This is a genomic window from Actinoplanes sandaracinus, from assembly GCF_030009775.1.
Lineage (GTDB): Bacteria > Actinomycetota > Actinomycetes > Mycobacteriales > Micromonosporaceae > Actinoplanes > Actinoplanes sandaracinus.
The window spans coordinates 59,136-83,747 of the sequence record NZ_JASCTH010000021.1 but is presented as its reverse complement, the minus strand read 5'-3'; the positions used below and the strand labels follow the sequence as shown (position 1 = coordinate 83,747).

Annotated in this window: 24 protein-coding genes and 1 pseudogene; 13 read left to right on the top strand and 12 right to left on the bottom strand. The window is 72.6% G+C overall.

The annotated features are described in order from the left end of the window. The first annotated feature begins 51 nt into the window (after positions 1-51). Positions 52-2,421 carry an ATP-binding protein gene (locus QLQ12_RS29165; RefSeq protein ID WP_282763766.1) on the top strand — a complete coding sequence of 790 codons (2,370 nt, stop codon included), beginning with the start codon at positions 52-54 and terminating at the stop codon, positions 2,419-2,421. Between the two features lie 35 nt (positions 2,422-2,456). Here QLQ12_RS29165 and QLQ12_RS29160 read toward each other — a convergent pair whose 3' ends face one another. Genes QLQ12_RS29160 through QLQ12_RS29145 form a run of 4 tightly spaced genes read right to left on the bottom strand, consistent with a single transcriptional unit; the run spans position 2,457 to position 7,268 of the window. Then, on the bottom strand, positions 2,457-4,205 hold the full coding sequence (locus QLQ12_RS29160; protein WP_282763765.1) for an ABC transporter permease subunit: 1,749 nt from the start codon (positions 4,203-4,205) through the stop codon (positions 2,457-2,459). Next, positions 4,202-5,671: an ABC transporter substrate-binding protein gene (locus tag QLQ12_RS29155; RefSeq protein WP_282763764.1), complete on the bottom strand. Its 1,470-nt coding sequence runs from the start codon at positions 5,669-5,671 to the stop codon at positions 4,202-4,204. Before QLQ12_RS29155 ends, QLQ12_RS29160 begins: the two co-directional genes overlap by 4 nt. Positions 5,672-5,727: 56 nt before the next feature. Further along, entirely contained in the window at positions 5,728-6,522 is a 795-nt protein-coding gene (locus tag QLQ12_RS29150; RefSeq protein WP_282763763.1) for an ABC transporter ATP-binding protein, read from the bottom strand. After that, complete coding sequence (locus tag QLQ12_RS29145) at positions 6,519-7,268, bottom strand: ATP-binding cassette domain-containing protein (protein WP_282763762.1); 750 nt, start codon at positions 7,266-7,268, stop codon at positions 6,519-6,521. The genes QLQ12_RS29150 and QLQ12_RS29145 overlap by 4 nt, the downstream gene beginning before the upstream one ends. Before the next feature lie 466 nt (positions 7,269-7,734). Between QLQ12_RS29145 and QLQ12_RS29140 the strand changes: the two genes are divergently transcribed. Then, on the top strand, positions 7,735-8,319 hold the full coding sequence (locus tag QLQ12_RS29140) for an STAS domain-containing protein (protein ID WP_282763761.1): 585 nt from the start codon (positions 7,735-7,737) through the stop codon (positions 8,317-8,319). A gap of 55 nt (positions 8,320-8,374) precedes the next feature. Here the strand turns inward: QLQ12_RS29140 and QLQ12_RS29135 are convergent, their stop codons facing one another. Next, a complete protein-coding gene (locus QLQ12_RS29135) occupies positions 8,375-9,004 on the bottom strand; it encodes a class I SAM-dependent methyltransferase (protein ID WP_282763760.1) in 630 nt (209 codons plus the stop codon). 204 nt (positions 9,005-9,208) lie between these two features. On the opposite strand from QLQ12_RS29135, the gene QLQ12_RS29130 reads away from it, so the two are divergent. Continuing rightward, positions 9,209-9,445, top strand: a complete 237-nt coding sequence (locus QLQ12_RS29130; RefSeq protein ID WP_282763759.1) for a hypothetical protein — start codon at positions 9,209-9,211, stop codon at positions 9,443-9,445. Between the two features lie 42 nt (positions 9,446-9,487). Here the strand turns inward: QLQ12_RS29130 and QLQ12_RS29125 are convergent, their stop codons facing one another. Beyond that, the gene (locus QLQ12_RS29125; protein ID WP_282763758.1) at positions 9,488-10,147 is read right to left on the bottom strand and encodes a response regulator; all 660 of its coding nucleotides are present in this window, start codon (positions 10,145-10,147) and stop codon (positions 9,488-9,490) included. Further along, entirely contained in the window at positions 10,144-11,280 is a 1,137-nt protein-coding gene (locus QLQ12_RS29120; protein WP_282763757.1) for a sensor histidine kinase, read from the bottom strand. Before QLQ12_RS29120 ends, QLQ12_RS29125 begins: the two co-directional genes overlap by 4 nt. Before the next feature lie 133 nt (positions 11,281-11,413). On the opposite strand from QLQ12_RS29120, the gene QLQ12_RS29115 reads away from it, so the two are divergent. After that, complete coding sequence (locus QLQ12_RS29115) at positions 11,414-12,130, top strand: DUF2306 domain-containing protein (protein ID WP_282763756.1); 717 nt, start codon at positions 11,414-11,416, stop codon at positions 12,128-12,130. A gap of 657 nt (positions 12,131-12,787) precedes the next feature. Here QLQ12_RS29115 and QLQ12_RS29110 read toward each other — a convergent pair. After that, positions 12,788-13,150, bottom strand: coding sequence for an STAS domain-containing protein (locus QLQ12_RS29110; protein ID WP_282763755.1), 363 nt, complete (start codon positions 13,148-13,150; stop codon positions 12,788-12,790). Further along, positions 13,150-14,394, bottom strand: a complete 1,245-nt coding sequence (locus QLQ12_RS29105) for a PP2C family protein-serine/threonine phosphatase (RefSeq protein ID WP_282763754.1) — start codon at positions 14,392-14,394, stop codon at positions 13,150-13,152. Before QLQ12_RS29105 ends, QLQ12_RS29110 begins: the two co-directional genes overlap by 1 nt. Positions 14,395-14,564: 170 nt before the next feature. Here QLQ12_RS29105 and QLQ12_RS29100 point away from each other — a divergent pair, with 170 nt between their 5' ends. The 3 genes and pseudogenes from QLQ12_RS29100 to QLQ12_RS29095 all read left to right on the top strand — a co-directional run bounded on the left by QLQ12_RS29100 (position 14,565) and on the right by QLQ12_RS29095 (position 16,351). After that, positions 14,565-15,629, top strand: a complete 1,065-nt coding sequence (locus QLQ12_RS29100) for a hypothetical protein (protein WP_282763753.1) — start codon at positions 14,565-14,567, stop codon at positions 15,627-15,629. Between the two features lie 28 nt (positions 15,630-15,657). Further along, positions 15,658-16,158, top strand: a pseudogene (locus QLQ12_RS47135) (hypothetical protein); the annotation flags it as partial. Between the two features lie 43 nt (positions 16,159-16,201). Further along, positions 16,202-16,351, top strand: coding sequence for a hypothetical protein (locus QLQ12_RS29095; RefSeq protein ID WP_282763752.1), 150 nt, complete (start codon positions 16,202-16,204; stop codon positions 16,349-16,351). 23 nt (positions 16,352-16,374) lie between these two features. Here the strand turns inward: QLQ12_RS29095 and QLQ12_RS29090 are convergent, their stop codons facing one another. Then, positions 16,375-16,698: a ribbon-helix-helix domain-containing protein gene (locus QLQ12_RS29090; protein WP_282763751.1), complete on the bottom strand. Its 324-nt coding sequence runs from the start codon at positions 16,696-16,698 to the stop codon at positions 16,375-16,377. Continuing rightward, positions 16,695-16,964, bottom strand: coding sequence for a hypothetical protein (locus QLQ12_RS29085; RefSeq protein ID WP_282763750.1), 270 nt, complete (start codon positions 16,962-16,964; stop codon positions 16,695-16,697). The genes QLQ12_RS29090 and QLQ12_RS29085 overlap by 4 nt, the downstream gene beginning before the upstream one ends. A gap of 72 nt (positions 16,965-17,036) precedes the next feature. Here QLQ12_RS29085 and QLQ12_RS29080 point away from each other — a divergent pair, with 72 nt between their 5' ends. The 4 genes from QLQ12_RS29080 to QLQ12_RS29065 are packed head-to-tail and all read left to right on the top strand — an operon-like array spanning position 17,037 to position 21,034. Continuing rightward, the gene (locus QLQ12_RS29080) at positions 17,037-17,849 is read left to right on the top strand and encodes a GNAT family N-acetyltransferase (protein ID WP_282763749.1); all 813 of its coding nucleotides are present in this window, start codon (positions 17,037-17,039) and stop codon (positions 17,847-17,849) included. A gap of 12 nt (positions 17,850-17,861) precedes the next feature. Beyond that, positions 17,862-18,593 (top strand): RlpA-like double-psi beta-barrel domain-containing protein, encoded by a 732-nt coding sequence (locus QLQ12_RS29075; protein ID WP_282763748.1) that lies wholly within the window; start codon positions 17,862-17,864, stop codon positions 18,591-18,593. Positions 18,594-18,603: 10 nt separating this feature from the next. Continuing rightward, on the top strand, positions 18,604-19,266 hold the full coding sequence (locus QLQ12_RS29070; RefSeq protein ID WP_282763747.1) for a DUF402 domain-containing protein: 663 nt from the start codon (positions 18,604-18,606) through the stop codon (positions 19,264-19,266). Further along, positions 19,259-21,034 (top strand): DUF6461 domain-containing protein, encoded by a 1,776-nt coding sequence (locus QLQ12_RS29065; RefSeq protein ID WP_282763746.1) that lies wholly within the window; start codon positions 19,259-19,261, stop codon positions 21,032-21,034. Before QLQ12_RS29070 ends, QLQ12_RS29065 begins: the two co-directional genes overlap by 8 nt. 4 nt (positions 21,035-21,038) lie before the next feature. Here QLQ12_RS29065 and QLQ12_RS29060 read toward each other — a convergent pair whose 3' ends face one another. Next, positions 21,039-21,929, bottom strand: coding sequence for a hypothetical protein (locus QLQ12_RS29060; protein WP_282763745.1), 891 nt, complete (start codon positions 21,927-21,929; stop codon positions 21,039-21,041). Positions 21,930-22,081: 152 nt separating this feature from the next. Between QLQ12_RS29060 and QLQ12_RS29055 the strand changes: the two genes are divergently transcribed. Together QLQ12_RS29055 and QLQ12_RS29050 are read left to right on the top strand one after the other, a co-directional pair. Further along, entirely contained in the window at positions 22,082-23,578 is a 1,497-nt protein-coding gene (locus QLQ12_RS29055; protein ID WP_282763744.1) for an MFS transporter, read from the top strand. 263 nt (positions 23,579-23,841) lie between these two features. After that, complete coding sequence (locus tag QLQ12_RS29050; RefSeq protein WP_282763743.1) at positions 23,842-24,393, top strand: hypothetical protein; 552 nt, start codon at positions 23,842-23,844, stop codon at positions 24,391-24,393. Positions 24,394-24,612: the final 219 nt, after the last annotated feature.

Genomic DNA, 24,612 nt, shown 5'->3' with positions numbered 1-24,612 from the left:
TGCGGTGACGCCGAAGGTGCTGGGGGGTGCGTCATGCCGTCGCCGGGTCGAGTGCCGATCGGTAACCTGCCGGTGGAGCTGAACAGCTTCGTCGGCCGTCGCCAGGAGTTGGGCGAGGTTCGGCGGTTGCTGGCCGATTCCCGGCTGGTGACGTTGACCGGTGTCGGGGGGACGGGCAAGACCAGGCTGGCGCTGCGGGTGGCCGAGCACGTACGCCGGGCGTTCTCGGACGGGGTGTGGTTCGTCGACCTCACCGAGCTGCGCAATCCGGGGTTGCCCTCCTGGGAGGTGTCGGACCCGGAGGTGTTGGCGTATCTGGTGGCGGTCGTGCTGGAGGTCCACAAGCCGGGCGGCCGGCCACCGATGCGGCAGCTGACGGACTGCCTCGCCCCACGGCAGACCCTGCTGGTGCTGGACAACTGTGAGCACCTGCTGCCCGCGTGCACGCTGCTGGCTGACGCGCTGCTGCGGGTGTGCCCCCGGCTGCGGATCCTGGCCACCAGCCGCCAGTCGCTGGGCGCCGAAGGCGAGGTGATCTTCGCGGTGCCGCCGCTGCCGGTCCCGCGGACGGATGATCAGCCGGGCCTCGCCGACCTCGAACGGTGTGAATCGGTGGCGCTGTTCGCCGCCCGGGCGCAGTGCGTCGAGCCCGGTTTCACCCTCAACGCCGGCAACCTGGCCGCGGTGGCCGGCCTCTGTCAGCGCCTGGACGGGCTGCCGCTCGCGATCGAACTGGCCGCCTCGCGCGTTCGGGTGCTGGCGCCGCGGCAGATCCTCGACCGGCTCACCGGCCGGTTCGCCGTGCTCGGCCAGGGCGCTCGCGGTGCTCCGGCGCGGCAGCAGACCTTGCAGGCCTGCATGGACTGGTCGTACGACCTGTGCGACAAGCCGGAGCGCCTGTTGTGGGCCCGGCTGACGGTGTTCGTCGGCGGATTCGAGATCGACGCGGTCGAGGGCGTCTGCGGCGACGACGAGCTTCCCACCGATGAACTGCTGAACCTGCTGGCCGGCCTGATGGAGAAGTCGATCGTGGTCCGCGACGACCCTCCGGACAGCACGGCGGCGACGGCGCGGTACCGGATGCTGGAGACCATCCGCGACTACGGCCAGGACAAGCTCCGCGAGGTGGGGCAGGAGGCGGTGATGCGCCGCCGGCACCGCGACTGGTACGAGCAGCTCCTGGCCCAGGCCCGTGCCGAGTGGGCCGGCGACCGGCAGCCGTACTGGATGGCGCGGTTACGCCTGGAACACGCCAATCTGCGTGCGGCCATCGAATCCTGCCTGGCCGAGCCCGGTCACGCGGAGACCGCCATGCGTCTCGCGGTGACCCTGCCGGGCCTCTACTGGCGCAGCCGGTGCCTGTTCGGCGAGGGCCGGCGCTGGCTGGATCGCGCGCTGGAGAAGGCGCCGGCGCCGACGGCCTTGCGTGCCCGGGCGCTGCTGGTCAACAGCCATCTCGCGTTCGCGCAGGGCGATGCCGCCGCCGGGAGGCGGCTGCTGGCGGAGGGTGAGGACCTGACCCGGCGCCTGGGCTGTGTCGTCGAGCTCGCCTATGCCGACTACATCCGCGGGGTGGGCGCGCTGTACGCCGCCGATCTGCCCGGCGCGGCCGAAGCCCTCGACAGGGCACGTGCGGCCTTGTCGGGGGTGCCCGACCGGGACACACACCTGTACCTGATGGTGCTGAGCTCGTTCTGCATGGCCGCCGGGCTGGCCGGGGACCACGAGCGGGCCGTCGCCGCCCAGCGGGAGATGCTGACGATCGTCGAGTCCCGGAGCGCGGGTTTCCACCGGTCCATCGCGCTGTGGGTGGGCGGGCTCATCTCCTGGCGGCGGGGAGACCTTCAGCAGGCCGCCACGCAGGTGGTGCAGGCGCTGCGACTCAAGCGGCCCCGGGCATCGCACGACCGTTACACCACCGCCCAGTGCCTGGAGGTGCTGGCTTGGATCACGGCGGACGAGGGGCGCCACCGGCGCGCCGCGGCCCTGCTGGGCGCCGGTGGCGCGCTCTGGACCGAGATCGGCACGCCCATCACCTCCTACCTGCATCTGGTCGGCCATCACGACGACTGCGAAGGGCGGCTCCGGGCCGCTCTCGGCGACGCCGCCTTCGCCGACGCCGTCCACTACGGGCGGACGCTGTCGTACGACGACATCCTCGCCTTCGCTCTCGAAGAGCCGCGGCAGTCCGCGCCGGCGCCGCGGGAGGGTGCGCCGATCCGGCTGACCCGCCGCGAACAACAGGTCGCCGCCCTCGTCACCGAGGGCCTGTCCAACCGGCAGATCGCCGACAAGCTGGTCATCTCCCAGCGCACCGCCGAAAGCCACGTCGAGAACATCTTCGCCAAACTCGGGGTCACCAGCCGGAGCCGAGTAGCGGCCTGGATCAGGGCGCAACATTCCGACGGCCAGCGGCCGTGACCAGCCGCCCCGGCGCCGGTCGGGGGTCCCGGCTCTCAGTCCGCCGGCCGCTGGCCGAGTTCCGCCGGGGCGAATCCGGCCAGGACGCCGAGGAGGATGAGGCCGAGAACCGGTGCGGCCGCCAAGGTGGGCGCGCGTTCCAGGTAGTCGAGGGCCACGGAGAGTTCCGCGCCCCACTCCGGTGTGTCGTGGCCCGCGCCGATGCCGAGGAACCCCAGCGCGGCGATGGCCAGAGCGGTCGAGGGGACCCGGGTCACCGCGTACGCCAGGACCGGTCCGATCACCGCGGGAAGCAGGTGGCGACGAAGGATCCAGCCGGCGCCGGCGCCGGCGAGGACCGCCGCCTGGTGGTAGCCACTGGCCCGGACCTCCGCGGCGAGGCTGCGGGTGTGGACGACGATGGGTACGCAGGCCACCAGCGCTGCTGAGATCGCGGCGCTGACCAGTCCCGGTCCGAGAACGGCCGCGATGGTCAGGCCGATCAGGACGAAGGGCAGCGCGTTGAGGATGTCCACGACGCCGACCCGGGCGGCTGATCCCCGCAGGCCGACGACCAGGCCGACGAGCAGGCCCGCGGCGGTCACGGCCGCCGCCAGGCCGATGGTGAGCACGGCGCCGTGGCCGAAGCGGGCGAGGACGTCGCGCCCGACGGGGTCGGTGCCCAGCGGATATGCCCAGGACGGCACGCTCAGCCGCTGTTCCAGCCGGACCCCGTGCGGATCGCGGAGCAGTCCGGCCAGGATCGGGGCGGTCAGCACGGCGGCCATCACCAGCGGTGTCCGCCTGCGCGGCCGAAGGGAACGTGCCGGTGCCGCGGGCACCAGCGTCGCGGCGGCGCCCGCCGCCCCGAGCATCACGCGCTGCGCCACGATGCCCGACGCCCCGGCCGCCGTGCCGGCCAGCACCAGCGTCAGCACGCAGCCCTGGACGACGGGAAGGTCCTGGGCGAGCGCCGCCTGTAGCGAGAGCCGCCCGAGACCCGGAACGGCGAACATCTGCTCGACGACGACCGCTCCGCCGAGCAGCCCGGCGAACAGGACCGCCACCTGGGGGACGGCGACGGTCACCGCCCGGCGGACGATTCCGGCAGTGAGGGTGATCCGACCACAGCCGACCGCCCGCCAGGTCCGCACCCAGGGCTCTTCGGCGGTGACATCGGCGGCTATCACGACCAGCCGGGCGAACAACCCTCCGGTGGGCACGCCGAGGGCCAGGGCCGGCAGCAGCATGTAGGAGGGGCCGAACCAGCCGGCCACCGGGACGAGCCGCCAGCGCACCCCGACGAGTATGAGCAGGGCAGCGGCCAAGGCGACCTCCGACAACGCGGCGACGACCGCCCCGGCGACGCGCACCCCACGTGCGCAGCGGCCCGGCGATCGGCGCTCGCCGGACAGAGCCCAGGCGACCGGAGCGACCAGGGCCACCCCGACCACCACCGCCACCACTGAGGCGGCGGCGGCCAGGCTGGCGGACGCGCCGGCGGCGGGGAGCAGCAGGTCACGTACCGGCACGCCCGCCACCCAGGAGGTGCCGAAGTCACCCCGGGCGGCGGCGATCAGCCAGTCCGCGGCTCCCTGGAGCGGGTTGCCGGCGAGGTGGAGTTCGGACCGGACGGCCGCGAGCGCGGCCGGGTCGATCTCACGGTCCTCCAGCCGCGCGCGGAGCACCGACCGGGCCGGGTCGTCACCCCGCAGCCAGGGCAGCGCGGCGACGACCACGGTCAGAGCGCCGACCGCGCAGGCGAGCGCCCCGACTCTCCCGAGCCGGTGAGGCCGGCCGGTCATCGCAAGGAGGTGCGGACGGTGACCAGCGTTCGCTCATACGGGTCCGTGGCCAGGCCGGTGACGCCGGCGGCGGCGGCCAGCCTGGCCCGGTCATGCACCAGCGGCACGACCACCGCGCGGTTGACCAGCTCTGCCTCGAGCGCCAGCGCGGCCGTGTGGCGGGAGGGCAGGTCGGTGCGGCCGTCCGCCACGGCGAGGCGGGAATCGAAGCCGGGATCGCAGAACCGTGCCAGGTTGTAGCTGCCCGCGCAGCTGTAGTCCGAGGCGAGGAAGGCGATGGGGTCGTTGACGTCGAGCAGGTAGGAGCGGGAGAGGATGACCGCGTCGAAGCGGCCGGCCAGCACTTCCGGCTCGATCGTGAGGTAGTCGCGCACGACCGTCTCCACCACGAAACCCCGGGCGGTCAGCGTGGCGGCCAGCACCGAAGCGGCCTCCGGCAACTCGGGCTTGTCGGGGTAGGTGGCCAGGGTGATCTTCCGGCCGGAGGGGTCCCCCGGCGTGGCCGGCGGCGGTGCCGTGGCCCGCGCGGCGGCGCGGTCGCCGGCCGCCCACACCGACGCCGGCCCGAAGAGCCCGACGGCCGGATCGGCGCGCCCCTCGAACACGCCCTTCGCGATCATCGTCTGGTCGGCCGCCGCGCGGACGGCCGCGCGCAGCCCCGGATCGGCGAACGTCCGGCCCCCGGCCGTGACCAGATACAGGCTGATCGTGCGGGGAAGCGGCACCTCGATCAGGCGCAGGTCGCCGAGTTGGGGCAGTTGCGCGATCGGTACCTGGTTGACCACGTCGACCTCACCGGAACGCAGCGCGCCGACGCGGGCCGAACCCTCCGGCAGGAAACGCACGTCCACACCGGCGAGCGCCGGCCGGCCACCCCAGTAATCGTCGTTGCGCTCCAGCGTCGCGGCCGAGGTGCCCTGCAGGGAGGTAAACCGGTACGGCCCCGTCCCGGCGCCGACGGGGTCGGGGGAGCCCGGGTCGCGCGCGTACGCCTTCGGGGCGAGAATGACCAGCTGCGGCGAAGCGAGCCGGTGCAGCAGCACCGGGTCCGGTCTCGCGGTGCGTAGCTCCAGCGTGTCGCCGCCCACCGCGGTGGCCGTCAACGCGACCCCCACGAGCGCTCTGAGCACGGGTTTCGCCGCGATGGCACGAGCGAGGGAGTGCGCGGCGTGCGCCGGGGTCAGCGCAGTGCCGTCGTGGAAGCTGACGCCACCGCGCAGTTTCAGCCGGACGGTGGTCGCATCGACGTGTGACCAGCTCTCGGCCAGACCCGGGGTGACGTCGCCGGCCTGGTCGATGTTGACGAGTGTCTCCGACGCGCCGAGTTGGGCGCCCCGCCACGCGTCCTGGGAGAACGGTGACAACTGCCGGTGGGGCGGACCCGCGAGGCCCACGCGTAACCGGCGGTCGCCGTGGTGATCGGGCCCCGGTTCCGAGGTGAAGCAGGCGGCCGAGGTACTGATCATCAATACGGTGACGGCCGCCGCCAGTACTCGTCCGGCGGCTCGCCGGCAGGACGACCTCATCGGGTGACCCCGCTGGGCAACCTCGGTATGGCCTCGATCAGATTCCGGGCGGCTGCCGACCGGGGCGTCCGGAACACCTGGTCCACCGGGCCGGACTCGACGACTCGCCCCTGGTCGAGCACCACCACCCGGGTGCAGGCGCGCCGCACCGCCGCGAGATCGTGGGCCACCAGGACCAGCGCGCTGCCCGTGGCGACGGTGACCTCGCGGAGCAGGTCCAGCACCGCCACCCGGACCGGAGCGTCGAGCGCGCTGATCGGCTCGTCCGCGACCAGCACGGCCGGCCGGGGCGCGAGCGCGCGGGCGAGCGCGAGTCGCTGGCGTTGCCCGCCGGAGAGGGTCGAGGGCAGACGCGAGGCCAGCGCCGGGTCGAGCTGCACCGCGCGGAGCGACTCGTCGATCCGGCGCGGATGGTCTCCCGGAACGCGCAGGCAGCGCAGCGGCTCGCTGACGACGTCGCGGACGGTCATTCGCGGGCTGAACGCCGCGTACGGGTCCTGCGCCACGAACTGCACCTCGCGGCGGAACCATCGCAGCCGTCCCGGCGCGGCGGGGCGCAGGAGCCGTCCCCGGAACCGCACCTCGCCGGCGTCCGGGGCCTCGACCGCGAGCAGCAGTCGCAGCAGCGTCGACTTGCCGGCGCCGGAACCGCCCACGATGCCGAGCCGCTCCCCCGCCGACACCGCCAGGTCCACCGCGTCCAGCACGGTACGGACCGGCCGCCGCCCGAGCGGGTGCCGCCGGGCCGCCGGATACCGTTTGGTCACTCCGGCAGCGGTCAGCAGGGTCACGGTGCGCCCGTCCCGCCGCTCAGCGCCTGAGCCGCCGCCACCAGCTCACGGGTGTACGCGTGGGTGGGCCTGGCCAGCACCCGGGTGGTGTTCCCCTGTTCCACCACCCGGCCCTGTCGCACGACCACCAGCCGTGCGCACACCTGACTCACCACCGCGATGTCATGGCTGATCAACAGCAGGGAGGTGTGGTGCCGTGTGCGCAGCAGCTCCAGAACACCGGCCTGCGTCGTCGTGTCGAGCGCGCTGGTGGGCTCGTCGACGATCAGCAGCGCCGGCCGGCACGCCATCGCGAACACGATCGCCACCCGTTGCCGCTGGCCACCCGACAGCTGCGCCGGGTACGCCCGCAGGACGCGCACGGGCAGATCCACCCGTTCCAGCAACGCGACCGCCGCCATGGTCAGCGCCCGGCCGGACAGACCGAGGTGCCGCCGCAACGGAATCGACACCTGCCGGCCGACCGTCATCAACGGGTGCAGCGCGGTGAGCGCGTCCTGGCCGACGAACGACACCTGGCGCCCGCGCAGCCGCCGAAGATCACGATCGTCCGCGCCGACCACCTCCACGCCCGCCACGGTGATGCTTCCGGTGACCCGGGCACCGGCCGGCAGCAGTCCGAGCACGGCGAGCGCGATCGTCGTCTTGCCGGATCCGGAACCGCCGATCAACCCGACCGCCTCGCCGGGGCCGACAGCGAGGTCGATTCCGTCGACGGCCACCCGGGCGCCGAAGCGCACCGTCACATCGGCGATCCTCAGCCCGGCGGGCGTCACGGCGATGTCCTGTCGATCCCGCGGCCCGGTCGCGCTGATGCGGCGGCGCCCATGGCGATCACCTGTTCCTGTTCGGTCAGACTCCGCGGTGCCGGTGCAGGGCCGTGGAGACGCCAACGGCCTCGCGACAGCCGTGGACATGGGGGTACCCGGGTGCGATCCGTTGCGACGATCGGCTCGTCACGGTGGGCCCTCGCCGGCGTCCGGCTGTGGGACCGCTGCGGCGGGGGGCACCGGCTACCGCGCCGCGTCTCCATCCCACTCGGCCCGCTCCACGCCGTCAACACATCCACTCGTAAGGGTCAGTACGAGCCTGGCGTGAAAGTTCCGTACAGACCTCCGTATTTCTACCGTGGTGTGGAGCCGGGATCGGTGGGGAGAGTAGGTCCGTTGGTGCCGAAAGGACCTTGGGACTGCGTTGGAGAGGAGCCCCGCTGTGTTCGGCGATCGCACCGTAAGGCTGCCGAGTGATTACTCGTCCGACGGGAGATGGGGACGGGCCGCCGCCGGGTTGTCGTCCATGACGAACTCGGGGCCGCAGGAGTTCCACCGCCCATTTCCCGTCGGCCATGACGCCGGCGAGGGCGTTCGTAGCGTGGCCGAGGGCAGCCACCCACAGCGCCGGGCCGACGAGGACGTCGCCACGGAGACACCAGGCGTGAACTTGGACGGCGTGTGGGTCTCCGATGCGGCGGCTTGGTCGGGCGGCGCCGCCTCCCTGACGGTGCGGGAGGACCGGAACCGCGTCACGATCGGTCTGACGGGGGAGATTCACGCCGCCAACGCGCGGTCTCTCCAGACCCGGCTCCGCGATCTGATCAATGCCCATGCGGCGCAGCATGTCGTGATCGATCTCGCCCGGGTCGAGTTCTGCGATCTCGCCGGCCTCCGCGTTCTGCTCGGCACACAGCAGTATGCGATCGGCCATGCGGTCAGTTGCGAATTCGTCCGCCCCGCACCCTCGGTCGTCTATCTGACCCGGCTGCTCTACGGGGAGACCTCTCCGCTGGGCGTCGACTAGGGAGCCGCCGGTCGGCGGCTCGGAGAGACCGTCCGCAGCGCCGTCACCCGCCAGGTCAGCCGGCGGGCTTGCGGGCGTGGATCCGCTGGACGATCCCGGCCTTGAGCCGCTCCTGTTCGACGACGTCGAACCCGGCGGCCCGCACCATCGGCAGGGTGCGCCGGGTCAGGTGCTCGCCCTGCAAGGGCAGGGTGACACGCTCGGCGAGCCACTGCACCGCCCGGACGGCCGCCCGGGTGCCCGCGACATGGTCGAGCAGCAGGAGCCGGCCACCGGGGCGCAGCACCCGGCGCATCTCGGCCAGCGCGACGCCGGCGTCGGTGATGGCACACAGCGACAGGACGCAGACCACGGTGTCGAACGACGCGTCCCGGTACGGCAGAGCCTGCGCATCACCCTCGTGCAGCGCGATGGGACGGCCGAGTCCGGCGGCGCGCCGGCGTGCGACGGCGAGCATCGCCGGCGACAGCTCGAGACCGGTCAGCCGCACGTCACCGGGGTAGAAGTCGAGGTTACGGCCGGTGCCGACGGCCACTTCGAGAACATCGCCGGCGGCCCTCGAACAGACCCACTCGCGGCCTCCGGTGAACAGTTTCGCCTCGAGGAACCGGATGTCCCGGTCGTAGCGGCCGGCCAGTCTGTCCCAGACCTCGCGTGACCTCACGCTCGCGTCGTGCGGTTGCATGTCCGCGCCCCCTTCACGCCGCACCCGACGGTAGCGGCGCCGGTCCACTATCCCAGGAGCGGCGTCGGCGGTGGGCGGCATGACGAGGACGGCTGACCGGACAACGACCACATCGACGCATTGACACCCACCGTCACTCCCGGAAGGCTGGATCCGGCTCGGAAAGCTCCCGGAAGGCTGGATCCGGCTCTGAAGGAGGCGTGGGTGGGCGGGTTCATCCTCGGCGCGATCATCGCGCTCTTCATCGGGATGCGGCTGGCTCGTCTGATCGACGGCAGCAAAGGCGCGCGGGCCGGCTGGAAGAAGGCGAACACCGACCTGCCCGGGGCCCGCAAGAAGGCGTTCAGCGCCACGTTCGCGCTGATCCGCTTCGGCGCGGTGCTCGGGCTGATCGTGGTCGCCGTCGCCTACGGCTGGATCCGCGCCAACTCCGGCAGCTGATCCCCGGCCTCGGCCGCTTCTCGCAGAAGACGGACGCCAGCGTCAGGGAAAACGGACACGGTTCGTCTCGTACGCCCACATCGCGATCTCGACCCGGTTGCGGGCCCCGAGTTTGGCCATCAGGCTCGCGATGTGCGTCTTCACCGTACTCAGGCTGATGTGTAGATCGGCGGCGATCTCGGTGTTCGTGCGGCCCCGGGCCACCGCGACCAGCACCTGCTCCTCCCGGCCGGTCAGCGGGTCGATCGGCTGACGGCCCGGTGCGGAGGGGCCCGCGTCGGCGAACGCCTTCAGCAGCCGGGTGGTCACGCTCGGGGCGATCAGCGCGTCACCGCCGGCGGCGGCCCGCATGGCCTGGCCGAGCAGGGCTGATCCGGCGTCCTTGAGCAGGAACCCGCGGGCCCCGGCACGCAGAGCCGCGTACACGTACTCGTCGAGGTCGAACGTGGTGATCACGACGACCGCGAGGGGGTCGGCGACCGTGGGCCCGGCGAGCCGGCGGGTCGCCTCGATGCCGTCCACGCCCGGCATCCTGATGTCGAACAGGCACACGTCCGGCCGCAGCCGCCCGGCCAGCGCCACCGCCTCCAGCCCGTCGGCGGCCTGGCCCACGACTTCGAGGTCCGGCTCGGCGTTGAGGATCATCGTCAGCCCGGTCCGGACGATCTCCTGGTCGTCGGCGACCAGCACCCGGATCGTCATGCGGCGGCACGCGGCAGAGCAGCGGTGACGGTCCAGCCGCGCCCCGGGTTCGGGCCGGCCTCGCAGGTGCCACCGAGCAGGCCCGCGCGTTCCCGCATGCCGGCGATCCCGAAGCCTCCGGACCGCCCGGAGCCGTCGGACCACCTGGTGCCGCCGTCGCCGTCGTCGCTCACCCGGAGCCGGACCATGGTCGCGTCGGCGGCGACGGTGACCGAGATACGGGTGGCGTGCCGGGCGTGCCGCTGCGCGTTCGTGACCGACTCCTGAGCGAGCCGGTAGATCGCGGTGCCGACCGTCGGCGGGATGCCGTCGAGGTCGCCGGCCAGTTCGACGTCGACGTGCGGCCCGTCCGGCGAGTGGCCGGCCAGCCGGGCGACGTCGGGGATGGCGGGGTTCGGCGCCAGCTCGGCGGGCTCGCTGCCGCGCAGGGCACGAACCATGGTGCGCATCTCGCTGAGCGCGCGCACCGCCTCGGCCTCGATCACGCGCAGCGCGTCGACCGCGCCGTCCGGCTGGGTCCGGGCGACCGCGATCCCGGCCTGGGCGCGGATCGCCATCGCCGACACGTGATGGGCGACCGTGTCGTGCAGATCGCGGGCGAGCCGCTCGCGCTCCAGCAGGGCCACCTGATCGAGCTCGCGGGCCCGGAGGCGGGCGCGGTACCGCACGGCGGCGGCCAGGGCGAACACCGCGACCATCACCACGAAGCCGGCGACCGCGTCGGTGAGGCTCAGCGAACCGGCCGCCGACAGTCCGATCTTGACTCCGATCAGCGCCGCGCCGGCGGCGATCTCCCGGCCGGAACCCCAGCGGACCAGCGCGAACGGCAGAAGCAGGAGGAACGCGCTGCTGACCAGCTCGTTCTGGTGACCGGTGAACAGCGGGACCAGCGCGGTGACGGTGAAGGCGATCGCGACCATGAGCAGCGGCCGGGTGCGGCGCCACAGCAGCGCCGGGATCAGCGCCAGCAGCATGGCCACCGTGACGGCGCGGGCCGGCACGTCGGGCCGCAGCAGGCCTTCGGCCAGCACGCCCGGCGTCAGCACGGCGACCAGCGCCCAGTCCCGCCGGACCCGCTTCGGCGGGCCGGGTGGACGGGGTTCGGCCCACAGCGACCGGAGCGGTTCATGCACGACCCGATCGTACGCAGCACGCACCGCCCACCGGATTGGCCTGAAGTACGGCCGCTCTCCCCCACTTTCGGCCGGTACGACAGCGGCCCCTGCTCCGATGAGTCCGGGCTCGCCGACCGCGAGCATCGACGTCATGAAGTTCTCCTCGAACTGGCTGATCCCGGCCGGGCTGCTGGTGCTCACCCTCGTCCCGTCGGCGGCCGGCACGCTGCGCCTGACCGAGATGGCCGGCGCCGCCGCGGTGCTGCCGGACGGCGACCGGGTCGTCCAGTCGCCGGTGGCGCTGGCGGTACACATCGTCAGCGTGATCGTCTTCGGTGTGGTCGGCGCCTTCCAGTTCGCGCCGTCCTTCCGCCGTCGCCACCGCCGCTGGCATCGCGTCGCCGGGCGGATCCTGGTCCCGTGCGGGCTGGTCGCGGCGGTGACCGGCCTGTGGCTGACCCTGTTCCTGCCGCCCGCCGAGGTCGACAGTGTCGTGCTGTCCGGCGTCCGGGTGGTCGTGGTGGCGTACATGGTGGTGTCGCTGATCCTCGGTTTCACCGCGATCCGGCGCCGTGACTTCCCCGCGCACCGGGCGTGGATGATCCGTGGCTATGCGATCGGCATGGGCGCGGGCACGCAGTTCTTCACCTCGGCCGTCTGGATGGCCGCGGCCGGTTCGTTCACCCCGGCCAGCCGGACCGCCACCATGGCCGCCGCCTGGCTGATCAACGCCGTGGCCGCGGAGTGGATCATCCGCCGGAAGACGCGCCGGAAGACCCCTCGGGCGGCCCGGCCCGTCGCCCGCCAGGCGGCCCGACCGGGGGTCGCGGCCGGTAGCGCCATCGACACAGTCCGAAACCTCGGGTGACCTACCAGAAAATCTATGCCCGACGTACTAGACATTTTGTTTTGGTCTGGCTAGTGTTCTTGTTGTCGCCAGCGGAAATCCAAGCTAACGGAGATCCACGAAAGACGCACGACCGACGCCGAGCGTCAAGCAGGGCCCGGAAAGATGTCGTGGCTCGCTCGGCCTCACGGCTGGCGCAGAGAAGTGAAGCAGGCAGGGCCAATGTTGTTCTCGGGGCCGTGCCTGACAGGCAAGTCCGCCGCACGTGCGCGGGGCCATGGAATCGGATGGGGGCTCCGGCACCGGCAGTCAGCACAGCAAGCAGAGGAAAGGGAGGGCAGGACACCGTTGGATCGCCCGCTGCCAGGGCACTGTTCACACTCTGGCGCGGACACCGCAGTTTCCATCGAACGAGAGGTGGTCACCGGTCAAGAATTCGCGATCCTCGCGCCCTGAGCCGTCAAAGACGGCGGGCGCGGACAAGGCAAGCCGACGAACCTGTCGGTAAATGGTGTTATCGACCCACAACCCGGGCCCCGGTGTTTCACGCCGGGGCCCTCGTCCATGTCCAGGCGTCGCTCAGACGTGCTACCGACGGCCGATGACCTGTCGGGCTACGGCTGAGGGGTCAGCGGCAGGACTCTCCCGTGCGAGGAGACCAATCGGAGCGGCGGACGTTCAACCGGCATGCCGGGACGCCTCCACCGCCTCGTCCACGGTCGGATACAGCAGCAGCAGCCGGTCGAGGTTGGTGGCCCGGACGACCGTGGCGACCATCTCCCGCAGGCCCGCCAGCCGCAACTCCCCGCCGAGGGCGGTGATCCTCCGGTGGAGTTCCACGAACAGGCTCAGCCCGCCGGAGTCGCAGAACGTCACCCCCGTCAGGTCGATCACGAGCCGGTGCTGACCGGCCGCGATCGCCGCGTCGGCGGCCTCGCCGAGGATCTTCCGGCTGTCCCCGTCGATCTCGCCGGTGGCCGACAGCACCGTGGCACGCTCCCCCACGATGGTGGTGGTGACCGTGAGGAATGGGTCCATCATCAGCCGTCCTGGTCCTCTCGCGTCGTCGTCCCCGCGCCGGGGACTGTGTTCAATGCCGCAGGCGTGGACCACTGCACCAGCATCAGGGTGGCGTCGTCGGCCGGCGGTCCCACCTGATGATCCAGTACGGCGTGCGCGAGGCGGCGAAGGGTCTCCGGCGCCGGCAGTCCGGCGGCCTCGTGCTGCCGGACCAGGTCGACGAGACGGGATAGGCCGAACCGGTCGCCGTCACGGGCGCGGGCCTCGGTCACCCCGTCGGTGTAGAACAGCAGCCGGTCCTCCGGTTCCAGGGTCTCCTCAGCGATCTCGACGGCGGCATCGTCGAGGCCCAGAGGCATCCGCCGGCCGGCCGACAGCTCCCGCACCAGCCGGCCACCGCGCAGCAGCAGCGGCGCCGGATGCCCGGCGTTGATGTATCGCAGCCGGCCGGAGCCCAGATCCAGCTCGGCGAGCACCGCGGTGGCGAATCGGCTGTCCGGGAACTGCTCCAGCAGAGCCGCGTCGGCGGCGCGGGCCTGTTCGTACAGCCCACCGCCGGCGAGCCGGGCGGCCCGGACCGCCGCCAGCGTGACGGCACACGCCAGCCCGGCCCGCAGCCCGTGTCCCACCGCGTCCAGGATGAGCAGGCTCGCTGTCGTGTCGTCGATGCTGTAGTCGAAGCCGTCTCCGCCGACCTCGTAGCTCGGCTCCAGGACGGCGCTCGTGACGACACGGTCGGTGCTGGCGGTCAGCGGCGGCAACAGGCGCCACAACAACTCCGAGGCCGGGGACATCGGGCGGGACCTGCGCGCCGTTTCCAGAGCGTCGCCGCGCTGGGTGATGGTGGCGATCAGGTGCCCGATGAGCCCGGTGATCATCTCGCAGTTCCGCACGAGCCGCTCGTCGCCGTCGGCGTCGGCGGGCGTCGCGAACTCGATCACGCCGAGACGGTCGGTGCCGTCCACCATCGGCACCCACCACCGGCGGCGCCCGTCCTCGCCGGCCGGCACCGAGACCACCCGGGAGAAGGCGCGCCCGGCCAGGGAGCCGTCAATCGGCACCGGTTCCGGGGTCTCCCGGCCGGGTTCGGGCAGAGCGCGCAACAGCACCTGCTCGTAGTCGATCAGCCAGATCCGCACGCGCATGCCCAACCCGGCGAGGGCGGCGTTGACCGATCGTGTGACGTCGTCCGGGGTCCACAGATGCGAGCGGTCCAGGATCGCGCGCAGCGGCTCGAACCATCGCCCCTGATCCGGTTCGCTCATGCTGGACAGCGTAGGCATCCGAGGTGGGCGCCCGGGAACCACCTCTGGTCCGACGGGGTCCGCGGCCGTCACCTCGGCGCTCCCGCCAGACGCAGCCGGTGACGACGGACCGGGGTGTCACCGGCCTCCACCGGCCCCGGCGGCTGCCGGTGACGCTCTACAGTGCACGGATGACCGGGTTCGTGCGGCAGTTCGTCAGCTACTCGCAGTACCAGATCTGCTCGGCCGCCGAGGGTGAATGGCTGGAGATCTACACGGTCGGCGACGACCTGCTGCACGTCGGCGGGCCGGCCGGGTGCACCGGCTTCACCGGGGTGCACACCGGGGACATCGAGATTCAGATCCGGGCGTACGGGTCGGAGCCGCCCCTGGACGACGATGACGCCTGGGACGCGGCCGCCGAGACGACGCTGTGGTGCCCCGCCGGCCGGCTCACCGTGATCGGGTTGCTGGGCGGCCACCGCGACGGGCTCACCGGCGTCCCGGTGCCGGGTGACGGCCTGATCCGGTTGCGGGCGTACGCCCGCAACCGGATCCACGAGAGCGTCCGGGAGGACGACGACCCGCCGGAGCAGCACGAACTGCACGTGTGGCCGGTGACCGAGGAGACCGGCCGGCTTTCGCTGTGGACCGACGGCTCCCGGGGCGACTGGCGCCAGGAACCCGGCAAGGCGGCCGAATGGGCGATGCGGCGCCTGCTGGAACAGTGCCGCGATCGGGAGCAGCGCCGCGACGACGCCCCCGGCGCCCGGGTGACGGTGGTCCGTTCCCGGACGCTCCCGGCGGCGGTCGCGCGGGTCCTGCCGGAGTGCCTGGCCGGTGTGATCCCGGCCGGTGATCTGGAGATCCGGCTACGGCCGGCCGACAGTCCCCCCACCGGTGCGGAACCGGCCGCGCTCACCTGGGAGTGGGCCACGGCGGCACAGCCGATCTCCCCCTATCCGGTGACGACGCTGCCGGACGAGGCGACGAGCCCGGTCCGGTTTCTGGTCGGGCCCGGTGACGGCGGCGCCGAGGTGACCGTGCGCCACGAGGGAGTGCCGTGCCGGCAGGCGGTCCTGCTCGGCCTGATCTGGGATCACCTGCTCGACGGCGTGACCGGCCCGCGGCGGCCGGCCCCGGAAGCGTGGGCCTGGGAGGTGACGTTGCGGGCGCGAGCGGCCGAGGCCACCCGGCTCGCCGAGCGACGCCGGCGCCTCGAGGAGGACGCCGGGGCCTGGGGCGGGGCGGGCTGAGGCGGTGAACACCGGCGGGGTGGCGGGGATGCCCGAGGCGATCCGCGGCGAGTTGGGAACGCCGGTCCTCATCCGGCGGCTGGACAGCAGCCCGCGTTCCGACGTGAGCCTGGTGGAGTTCGACGGGACGCCCGCCATCGTGAAGCGGATCGTCGGCGGGCCGGACGCCGACGAGAGATACCGGACCGAGGTGGCCGCGCTGCGCCTCGCCGAACGGGTCACGCCGCGGCCGGCCGCCGGGTTGCTGGCGACCGATCCGGCGCAACGTGTGCTGGTCCTGGAATATCTCCGCGCCGGCCGGACGACCGCGCGGTCGTGGCCGGTGGAGTTCGCGACCGCTCTGGCCCGGCTGCACAGCGTTCCCGTTCCCGCCGCCGCCGGGATACCGGCGTTCCAGGGCCCCGGCTCCGGCGATGCGGCGGCGTTCCTCCGGCTGGCGGGGCGGCTCGGGGTCGCTGTTCCGGCGTCCGCGGAGGCCGGGTTGGGCGCGGTCGTCGACCGGCTCGCGGCCGGGCCCGCTGATTGCCTGCTGCACGGTGACCCGTGTCCGGACAATGCCGTGGTCACCCCCGGTGGCATCCGCTTCGTCGACCTGCGCCCGCCACGACCGTCTGGCCGGGGTCGCCGCGCTGACCGGCGCCATGCGCTCGGCGGTCCAGCGGCGCTGGCCGCGCCTGGCCGCGGTCCCGGTGGCCGCATCGAACCCGGTGGCCGACCCCTGACCCGGCCGCCGGCCCGGTCGCCGTCAGACGGCGTGACCGGTCTGGGCGGCGTGGGCTATGGCTCGGCGCAGCACCGCCACCGACACCGTCAGGTCACCGGCCATGTCGGTGAGGCCCAGCTCGATCCACTCACGGATCAGTTGCGAGTACGGAATGCCGGCCTGCTCGGCGGCGGCCCGGACCCGCTGGGCCAGCGCCGGGGGCACCCGGATCCCGAGGGGCACCATCGGCTCCGTCTCGGGCGCCGGCGGCAACTGCACCCGGACACCCTCGTGATAGGTGACGTCGCCCGCGGCGAACGCCGCAGCGGCCGCCGAAACTTGATCGTCGGTGTACTGGCTGCTCATGACGCCTCCCATGCCTTGAACCGGACCAGTTCCTCAGGGGTCATCTCGCGGGCGCCGATGATCTGCTGCCGGTGCCCGCCGAGCAGCCGGACCGCGACGACGAGTGGCCGCCCCGCCGCGGTGCGCCCGCTGATCGTCAGGAAATGCACCCCGGCGCTCTCCGCGGCCAGCGGCAGGCGCCGCTCGGCCGAGAGCACTTGGGTGACCTCCGGCGATTCGATCTCACGCAGTCGCGCCAACGCCTCGGTCAGCCATTCGTACCCCACGAGCCCAGCGTATGACGTTTGTCAGACATCGTCGAGTCGCGCTCGGCGCCCCCCGTACGCCAGGATGTGGTCATGGTCGATATCGCGGGCCTCCTGGCCGTCTACGACGAGCAGATGCGCATGCCGGCCGCCATCCCTCCGGCCGGCGTCACCTTCGAGCGGGACGGGCCGGTCGTGCGCATCGTCGGCAACCCTGTGGGCCGGATCCGGGGACCGCGTGACGTTGGCCTGACCGGCGCCGAACTGGACCGTCTGATCGCCCGCCAGCGTGACTATTTCGCCGCCCGTGGGCAGGGCGTCGAGTGGAAGGTCCGCAGCCACGACCTGCCGGCCGACCTCTCCGATCGCCTGGTAGCGGCCGGCTTCGAACCCGAGCAGCCGACCACGGTGTTCGTCGGGTTCGCCGAGGAGATCGCCGCGGAGCCGGTCCTGCCCGACGGTGTGACTCTGCGGCGGACCACCGAACCCGCGGACATGCGCCGCATCGCCGCCCAGCAGACCGAGGTCTGGGGTTTCGACTGCTCCTGGCTCGCGGAGGAGCTCATCGGCCGGCTGACCGCCGACCCCGATCACATCATGGTGCTGGTCGCCGAGGCCGGCGACGAGCTGGCCTGCACCGCCTGGACGATCTTTCACGCCGGGACCGAGTTCGCCGGGCTCCTCGGCGGGACGACGCTGCCGGCGTGGCGGGGCCGCGGCATCTATCGCGCCATGATCGCCGCCCGGGCGCGGGAGGCGCACTCCCGTGGGGTGCGGCTGCTGCAGGTCGACGCCTCCTCCTACAGCGCGCCCATCCTGCTCCGGTCCGGTTTCCACCCGATCAGCACCTGCCGGCTCTACGTGTGCCCGCCGCCGGAACAGCCGGACTCGCGCCCTCGGCCTTGACATGCTCAGCACGTGCGTACCGGGCTGGTTCTCGCCATCGTGATCGCCGCCGCGGCGGGCTGCGGCACGGAGCCGCCCGCCCCGGCCCCCTCGGCGCCGCCGCCGTCCCCGACGGCATCGCCCTCGCCCTCGCCGGTGCTGTCGCCGTCCGCGCCGCGGTCACCGTCTCCGGCGGCCGGGGCCCTCACCACCACCACGGGTGTACGGACCAGCGACGGCTGGGAGATAACGGTGTACTACACGGCCGTCGAGCGGTTCCACGACGGCGAACCGGTCCAGGTGACCGGCTGCCCCCGCCTCGACTGCACGAACGGCGACCACGATCTGGGCAGCTACCCGTCCGGCTTCGTCGACGCGGTTCGTGAGGAGGGCACCGGCCTGACCATCTCCGGCAAGTACCTGAACTGGTCGTACGACGTCGGCTACTGGCTCGACACGGCCCCGCGGACCAGCGACGGGGGTTCACTCGTGCCGTACGTCTCCGCCGCCACCGATCCGGACGTGCTGCCCCGCGGCACCCGCTTCACCATCGTGAGCTGCGGCCGCCAGGACGACGGGTCCGCGCCACCGGCCGCGGTGTGCGCCGCGCTGCGCGACGCCGACTGGGAGATCACCGACGAGTTCACGCCGGGTCTGGGCGGCCCCCGGCATCTGGACGCCTACATCGGCCCGGAGACCGGCCCCGGCTTCACCGAGTCGCCCTGGTACCTCACCCTCTCCGGCGCCCGCCTGGCACTTGGATAGATTCACTGCCATGACGAGCGGGGATGTCGTGTTCGTGCCCACCGAGACGGTTCACCTGCGCCACTGGCAGCGCCGGCGGATCGGGATGGTGTTTCCGTTGCAGGTCGTGCGGGACACCGGCGACGCCGTGGTGCTGTGGGCGCCCGCCGGCACCCAGGGCTGGCATTTCGACATGCCGGACGGCCGCCGGATGACGGAGACCCCGCTGCCGGAGTGGTCGGCGTCGGAGCGGGTGCCGGTCCCGCACACCATCGACCACGGCGTGCTCAGCTGGCACCCGCGCGGCCGGGACTACTCGATCCGCTGGTTCTTCCGCCCCGACGGCCGCTTCTACCGGTGGTACGCGAACCTGGAGGCCCCGTCGGTGTCGTGGCGCGGCGACGGCATGGCCGGCCTGGACACCTCGGACTGGGATCTCGACGTGGTGATCGAGCCGGACCGTTCCTGGGCGTGGAAGGACGAGGACGAGTTCGTGGCCCGGCTGGCGATGCCGGAGTCGTACTGGGTCGATGAAGAGGACCGGGTCCGCCGAGCCGGCAAGGAGGTCATCGAGCTCGTCGAGGCCGCCGCGTTCCCGTTCGACGGCACCTGGTGCGACTTCCGGCCGGACCCGGACTGGCCGGCGATCTCCCGCGACCTGCCCGCCGGCTGGGACCGGAGCATTGATGTCTGACCTGTCCGACCTGGCGGATTTCGTCACGGCGGCCGTGCCGGTGTTGTCGCGGCGGATCCCGGCCGCGCCGGCACGGTTGCTGGGCAGGCTGGCCGTCCCGGAGGAGACGGCGGCCGGCCGGGCCAGGCCGCCGGTCGACGGCGAGCCGGACTTCTTCACCGCGCTGCGCGCGCTGGGCCCGCTTCCGGTGGAGCGCCTGCTCGGCGCGCTGGAGCTGACCATCGACCGGTACGACTGGAGCGGCGCCCCGGATCTGGTGTCGGGTCTGCCCCAGCCGTCGCCCGCCCGGTTCGCGATGGTGACCGCCGGCGGTCACGACAGTGCGGCGACGTCCGAGGCCGCGTTGCTGCACCGGCTGCGCCCCGGACTGGCCGATCGCACCGGCGCCCTGGTGCGCGAACTCGTGACGCACCCCGGGATCGTGCCGCTGCTGAGGGTCGAGACGGCGGCGACCGACGAGCCGTCGATCGCCGCCGCACACGGCACCGCCCATCTCGCGCTGGCTGTGGCGATCGCCGGCGCGGTGGTCCACCAGGCCGGGCCGCCGGTCATCGTGGACCGGGCCGCGGCGACCGTGGGCCTGGGCGTCGGTCTCGCGGCGCGGCTGCTGCTGGAGGCGCCGTTGCCCGCGGCGTACAGCGCGGCGCTGCTCGCCAAGGTCCGCGCGGAGTACCTTCTGCCGCGCCATTCGCACAGTTCGGTGCCGGTGGCGGGGCACCGGTTCGGGCTGGCCGAGCACGAGTTGCCCGGCCTGGCCGACTTCTCCGGCAACGGGCTGGTCGCCGTGGCCGACGGTGACGGGCGGGCCGCCGCGGCCGACGGTGACGGGCCGGCCGCCGCGCCCGGTGGCGGGGTCGTCGTGCGTACCGGGGCCGCGACCGGCTCGGTCCGGGTCGAGCTGGTGATTCTGGAGGAGGCGCCGGCCGAGGCGGAATCCGGCTGGGAGGAGATCGTCGAGGTCAGCTGGCGGGCCACCGAGGGCCGGGCGTCGGTGATGTCGCCGGCCGGCACGAGCGGCCACGGGCTCCGCCGGGAGACTCCGCCGTGGCCCGGCGACTACCGGGTGCGGGTGCACGCCCGCGGTCGCGACGACGACGACCCCGCTTTGGAGAGCTACAAGTTGGTGGTGTGGGCGGCGCCGCCCGCGCCGGAGACGGTGTTCCGGCGCTCCGACCAGCTCGGGCACCGGCTGCGCGGCGAGCCGGAACCGGCCCGGCCACCCGAGCACGCCTACCGGTGGATCCGCCGCGGGCCGCTTCAGGTGGCCGCGACGGTCACCGTCGTCACCGGCGCGACCGTCCGGGAGGTGCTGGTCGCCTTCGGCGCCGACCCGGAGCGCCCGGAGGCGATCGGTGACATTCAGCGCTACCTCTCCCTGCGGCGCTCCCACGGTCAGTGGATCACCGTGCTCGACGCCGGCACGGCGGTGCTGGTGGTCGAGGACAACGGCTATCGGGGTACGGACCAGGCGGTTCTGGAGGCGGCCTCGGTCCACGGGCGGGCGGCGAGCATGTTCTGGAACGTCAACGCCGTGACCCGGCTCAGTTTCGCCGAGGCCGGCCGTCTCCTGGCCATGCACGAGCCGTGGGGCCACGAGCAGTGGGCGCCGGAGCTGGCGGAGGTGCTGACCGGCCTCGATTTCGCCGAGGTCGGCGACCGCAACGAGAAGGGTCTGCTGGCGGTGGAGCGGTTCACCGGCCGCGGCCTGACCCCTGCCGACCTGGCCGCGATCGAGAGGGCCGGCACCGGCTACCGCATCATGGAGTAGGACGTCATTCCTGGATCTTCTTGGCGTCGCCGACGGCTTTGCGCCAGCCGGCGCGAACGGCGAAGAGGCGGTCGCGGTTCTTCTTCCGCCACGGTTCGATGCGGTCGGCGAGCAGGGTCATGGCCGCTTCGTACGCCGGCCGGCGGCATTCGGCGTCGGCGGTGAACACCTTGTCGATCGCGGCGACGCCCTTGGTCCACGCCGGTTTCGCCGGCTGGCCGGGAAGCGGCGCGTCCTTCGCGGCGATCCGGGGCTTGAAGAGGAAGTCGCTGCGGTCGTCGACCTTGAACCCGTACCGCTTCTTCATGCAGGCCGCATAGCCGCCCATCGCGGTGACCACGGCCGGGTCCTGGTGGATCGGCTCCAGCAGATCCTCCAGCCCGGACAGTTCGCGGACGCCGGCCGGCGGGTCGAAGTCGTGGTATCCGCGGGACTCGAACCGGGCCGCGCATCCGTTGAGGACCTCGACGTCCGTCTCGATGACCTTGCGGTCCACCGCACCGGCCCGCTTCAGGCGGGCGGAGGCGAGTTCGTTGAGGACGATCCGGCGACCTTTCGTGGTCATCGAATCGACCACGGTGGCTCGGCCGTTCCCATAGCCGAGATCGGCGTCCGTGAAACCCTCATAGAAGCTCACATAGGGTACGGGCACGTACTTGCGCCCGGCCTCCCGCATGCATTCCCCGATCCCACCCTCGACCCGGTGGTAGTTGAGCAGTTCCGCGGCCCGCAACTCCTCGACCTTGCCGGTGATCTGGATCTGGAGCTCGTCCAGTCGCGCCGCCGTCGTCGCCACGTCCGTGGACGCCTTAGCCGTAGTGGTGCCGCACGCCACCTGCGACGCCGACAACAGCACGGCAGCCAGCAGTCCCGCGGCCATTCCGATCCGATTCACCCTCGGTCAACGACGCGTCGCGGCCGCCGGTGACGGTGTGCCGCCCGGGTCCCAGGGGTGCGACGCCCGATGTGATGTAAGCAACCGTTTACTTCAACTCTTCGAGGCCGATAATAAGTCAGCAATCGTTTACTACTAGCGTCGAGGACTCCATGACCCCCACCATCGAAGCGACCGGGTCCACGCCGGCCCAGGGCCGGAGCACGGGCGGCGGTCTCCTCGTCCTCTACCTGGCGCTGGGCGGCCTGGCCTTCGCCTGTCTGCAGTCGCTGGTCTCGCCCGCGCTGTCCACCATCGGTCACGAGCTGAACGTCTCGACTAGCGACGTCAGCTGGATCGTCACGGCGTACCTGCTGTCGGCGTCGGTCCTCACGCCGATCCTCGGGCGCCTCGGCGACATGGTCGGCAAGCGCAAGATCCTGATCGTCGTCCTGGCCCTCCTGGCCGTCGGCGCGGTCGTCTCCGCGCTCGCCACCAACCTGACCGTCCTGATCCTCGGCCGGATCCTGCAGGGCGCCGGCGGCGCGATGATGCCCCTGTCGATCGGCATCGTCCGCGACGAGTTGCCCCGCGAGAAGGTCGCCACCACGGTCGGCATGATCTCGGCGATCTTCGGTGTCGGCGCCGGCATCGGCATCGTGGCCGCCGGCCCGATCGTCGAGCACCTCTCCTGGCACTGGCTGTTCTGGCTGCCGCTGGGCCTGGTCGTCATCGCGCTGCTCGGCGCGATCTTCGGCATGAGGGAGTCGCCCGTGCGCACCCCCGGCAGGCTGGACGTGCTCGGCGCCACCATCCTGTCGCTGTCGCTGGTGGCGCTGCTGATGGCGATCAGCAAGGGTCAGGCGTGGGGCTGGGGCGAATTCAAGACCGTCGGCCTGCTCGCCACGGGCCTGGCCGGCCTGGTCGTCTTCGTCCTGGTCGAACTGCGGGTCAAGGAGCCGCTGATCGACATGAGGCTGATGCGCATCCGTGGCGTCTGGGCCACCGACCTGGTCGCCCTCATCCTCGGCTTCGCGATGTTCGGCACGTTCCTGCTGGTCCCGACCCTGCTGCAGTTGCCCGCGGCGACCGGCTACGGGTTCGGCAAGACGGTCACCGAGGCGGGCCTGTTCCTGCTGCCCACGGTCGTCATGATGGTGCTGTTCGGCCCGGTCGCCGGCGCCCTCAACCGCAAGTACGGCCCGAAACCGCCGATGATCCTCGGCACGGTCCTGGTCGTCGCCGCGTTCGCGCTGCCCGCGATCGGCCACGGCGCGATCTGGCAGGTTCTCGCCTCCGGCCTGCTCACCGGCGCCGGCATCGGCTTCGCCTTCGCCGCGATGTCCAACGCCATCATCGAGAGCGTCCCGCCATCCCAGACCGGTGAGGCGACCAGCGTCAACTCGATCGCCCGCACGATCGGCAGCAGCATCGGCACCGCGGTGGTCGCGGCCGTGATCACCTCCAACACCACCGCGCGGGGCCTGCCCACCGACGCCGCGTTCACCGACGGCTTCTGGGTCTGCGCGGGCGTGGGCGTGCTCGCCGTGGGCGCCGCGCTCCTGCTGCCGTCCGCACACAAGCGCCACGAGCAGGCGGTCGCGGCGGGCGTGAGCGACGTCCCGCCGCAGCCCGCGAAGATCCACACGCCGCACCGCGCCAACGCCTGACCGCACCAACCTCCGACCGCACCAACGTCCGACCATGCCAACGTCCGACCATGCCAACGTCCGACCATGCCAACGTCCGACCATGCCAACGTCCGACCATGCCAACGTCCGACCATGCCATCGGCGAAGGCCGTGCCACCGGAATCGGAGGAACGGCCTTCGCCGTACCCGTCGCTCGGGGGACTCTCGCGCTTGCGTCGACGCGGCATGATCGGTCTCGTGCTGCTGACGGCGATCGGCGATCCCGGAATGTGGAGGCGGCCATGACCACCGAGGACGAGACCTGGCGGCTCGGGCACCGGATCGAGGAGCCGTGGGGGCAGGCGCAGGCGTGGTGGGAGTGGCATCCGGTGGCGATCGAGCGGCCCACCGAGGGCGAGACGACCACCCGGCTGCTCTGCGCGACGTGCGATGAGCCGGTCGGCGTCGTCGTCCCGAGCACCGCGGCCCTCACAAGGCTGCTGAGGTCACGGCGGTCACGGGCCCGCATCGTGAGCTTCGCCGGGGCGGCCGGGTTGGTGGTGATGGCGGGCAGCGTGCTGGGCGCGCTCATGGGCGCCTACATCACGGCCGTGGCCGGCGAGTGGGGGACGGTGACTCTCGCGGTCCTGCTGGCGGCTGTCTACGGCTGGCTCTCCCTCGTCGCGCTTCGGCATGCCCGCTACCAGGAGCCGACCCTGCGCGGCGACGAGGACGTCCGGCTGGCCGCGCCGTCGCGGGTGCACGAACTCAGACCACCAAGCCCCGGCCCGGAGCTCCAGCCACCGAGCCCCAGGCCCGAACTGCAGCCACCCAGCCCCAAACCGGAACCCTAGCCACCGCGCCCAGGCCCGAGCCCCAGCCACCGCGCCCAGGCCCGAGCCCCAGCCACCGAGCCCCAGGCCCGAGCCCCAGCCACCGCGCCCAGGCGGGAACTGCAGCCACCCAGCCCCGGGCCGGAACCCTAGCCACCGAGCCCGGGCCGGAGCCCCAGCCACCGGGCCCCGGGCCGGCGCTGTGGCCACCGAAGCGGCGGCAGGAGATCCCGAGTCCCC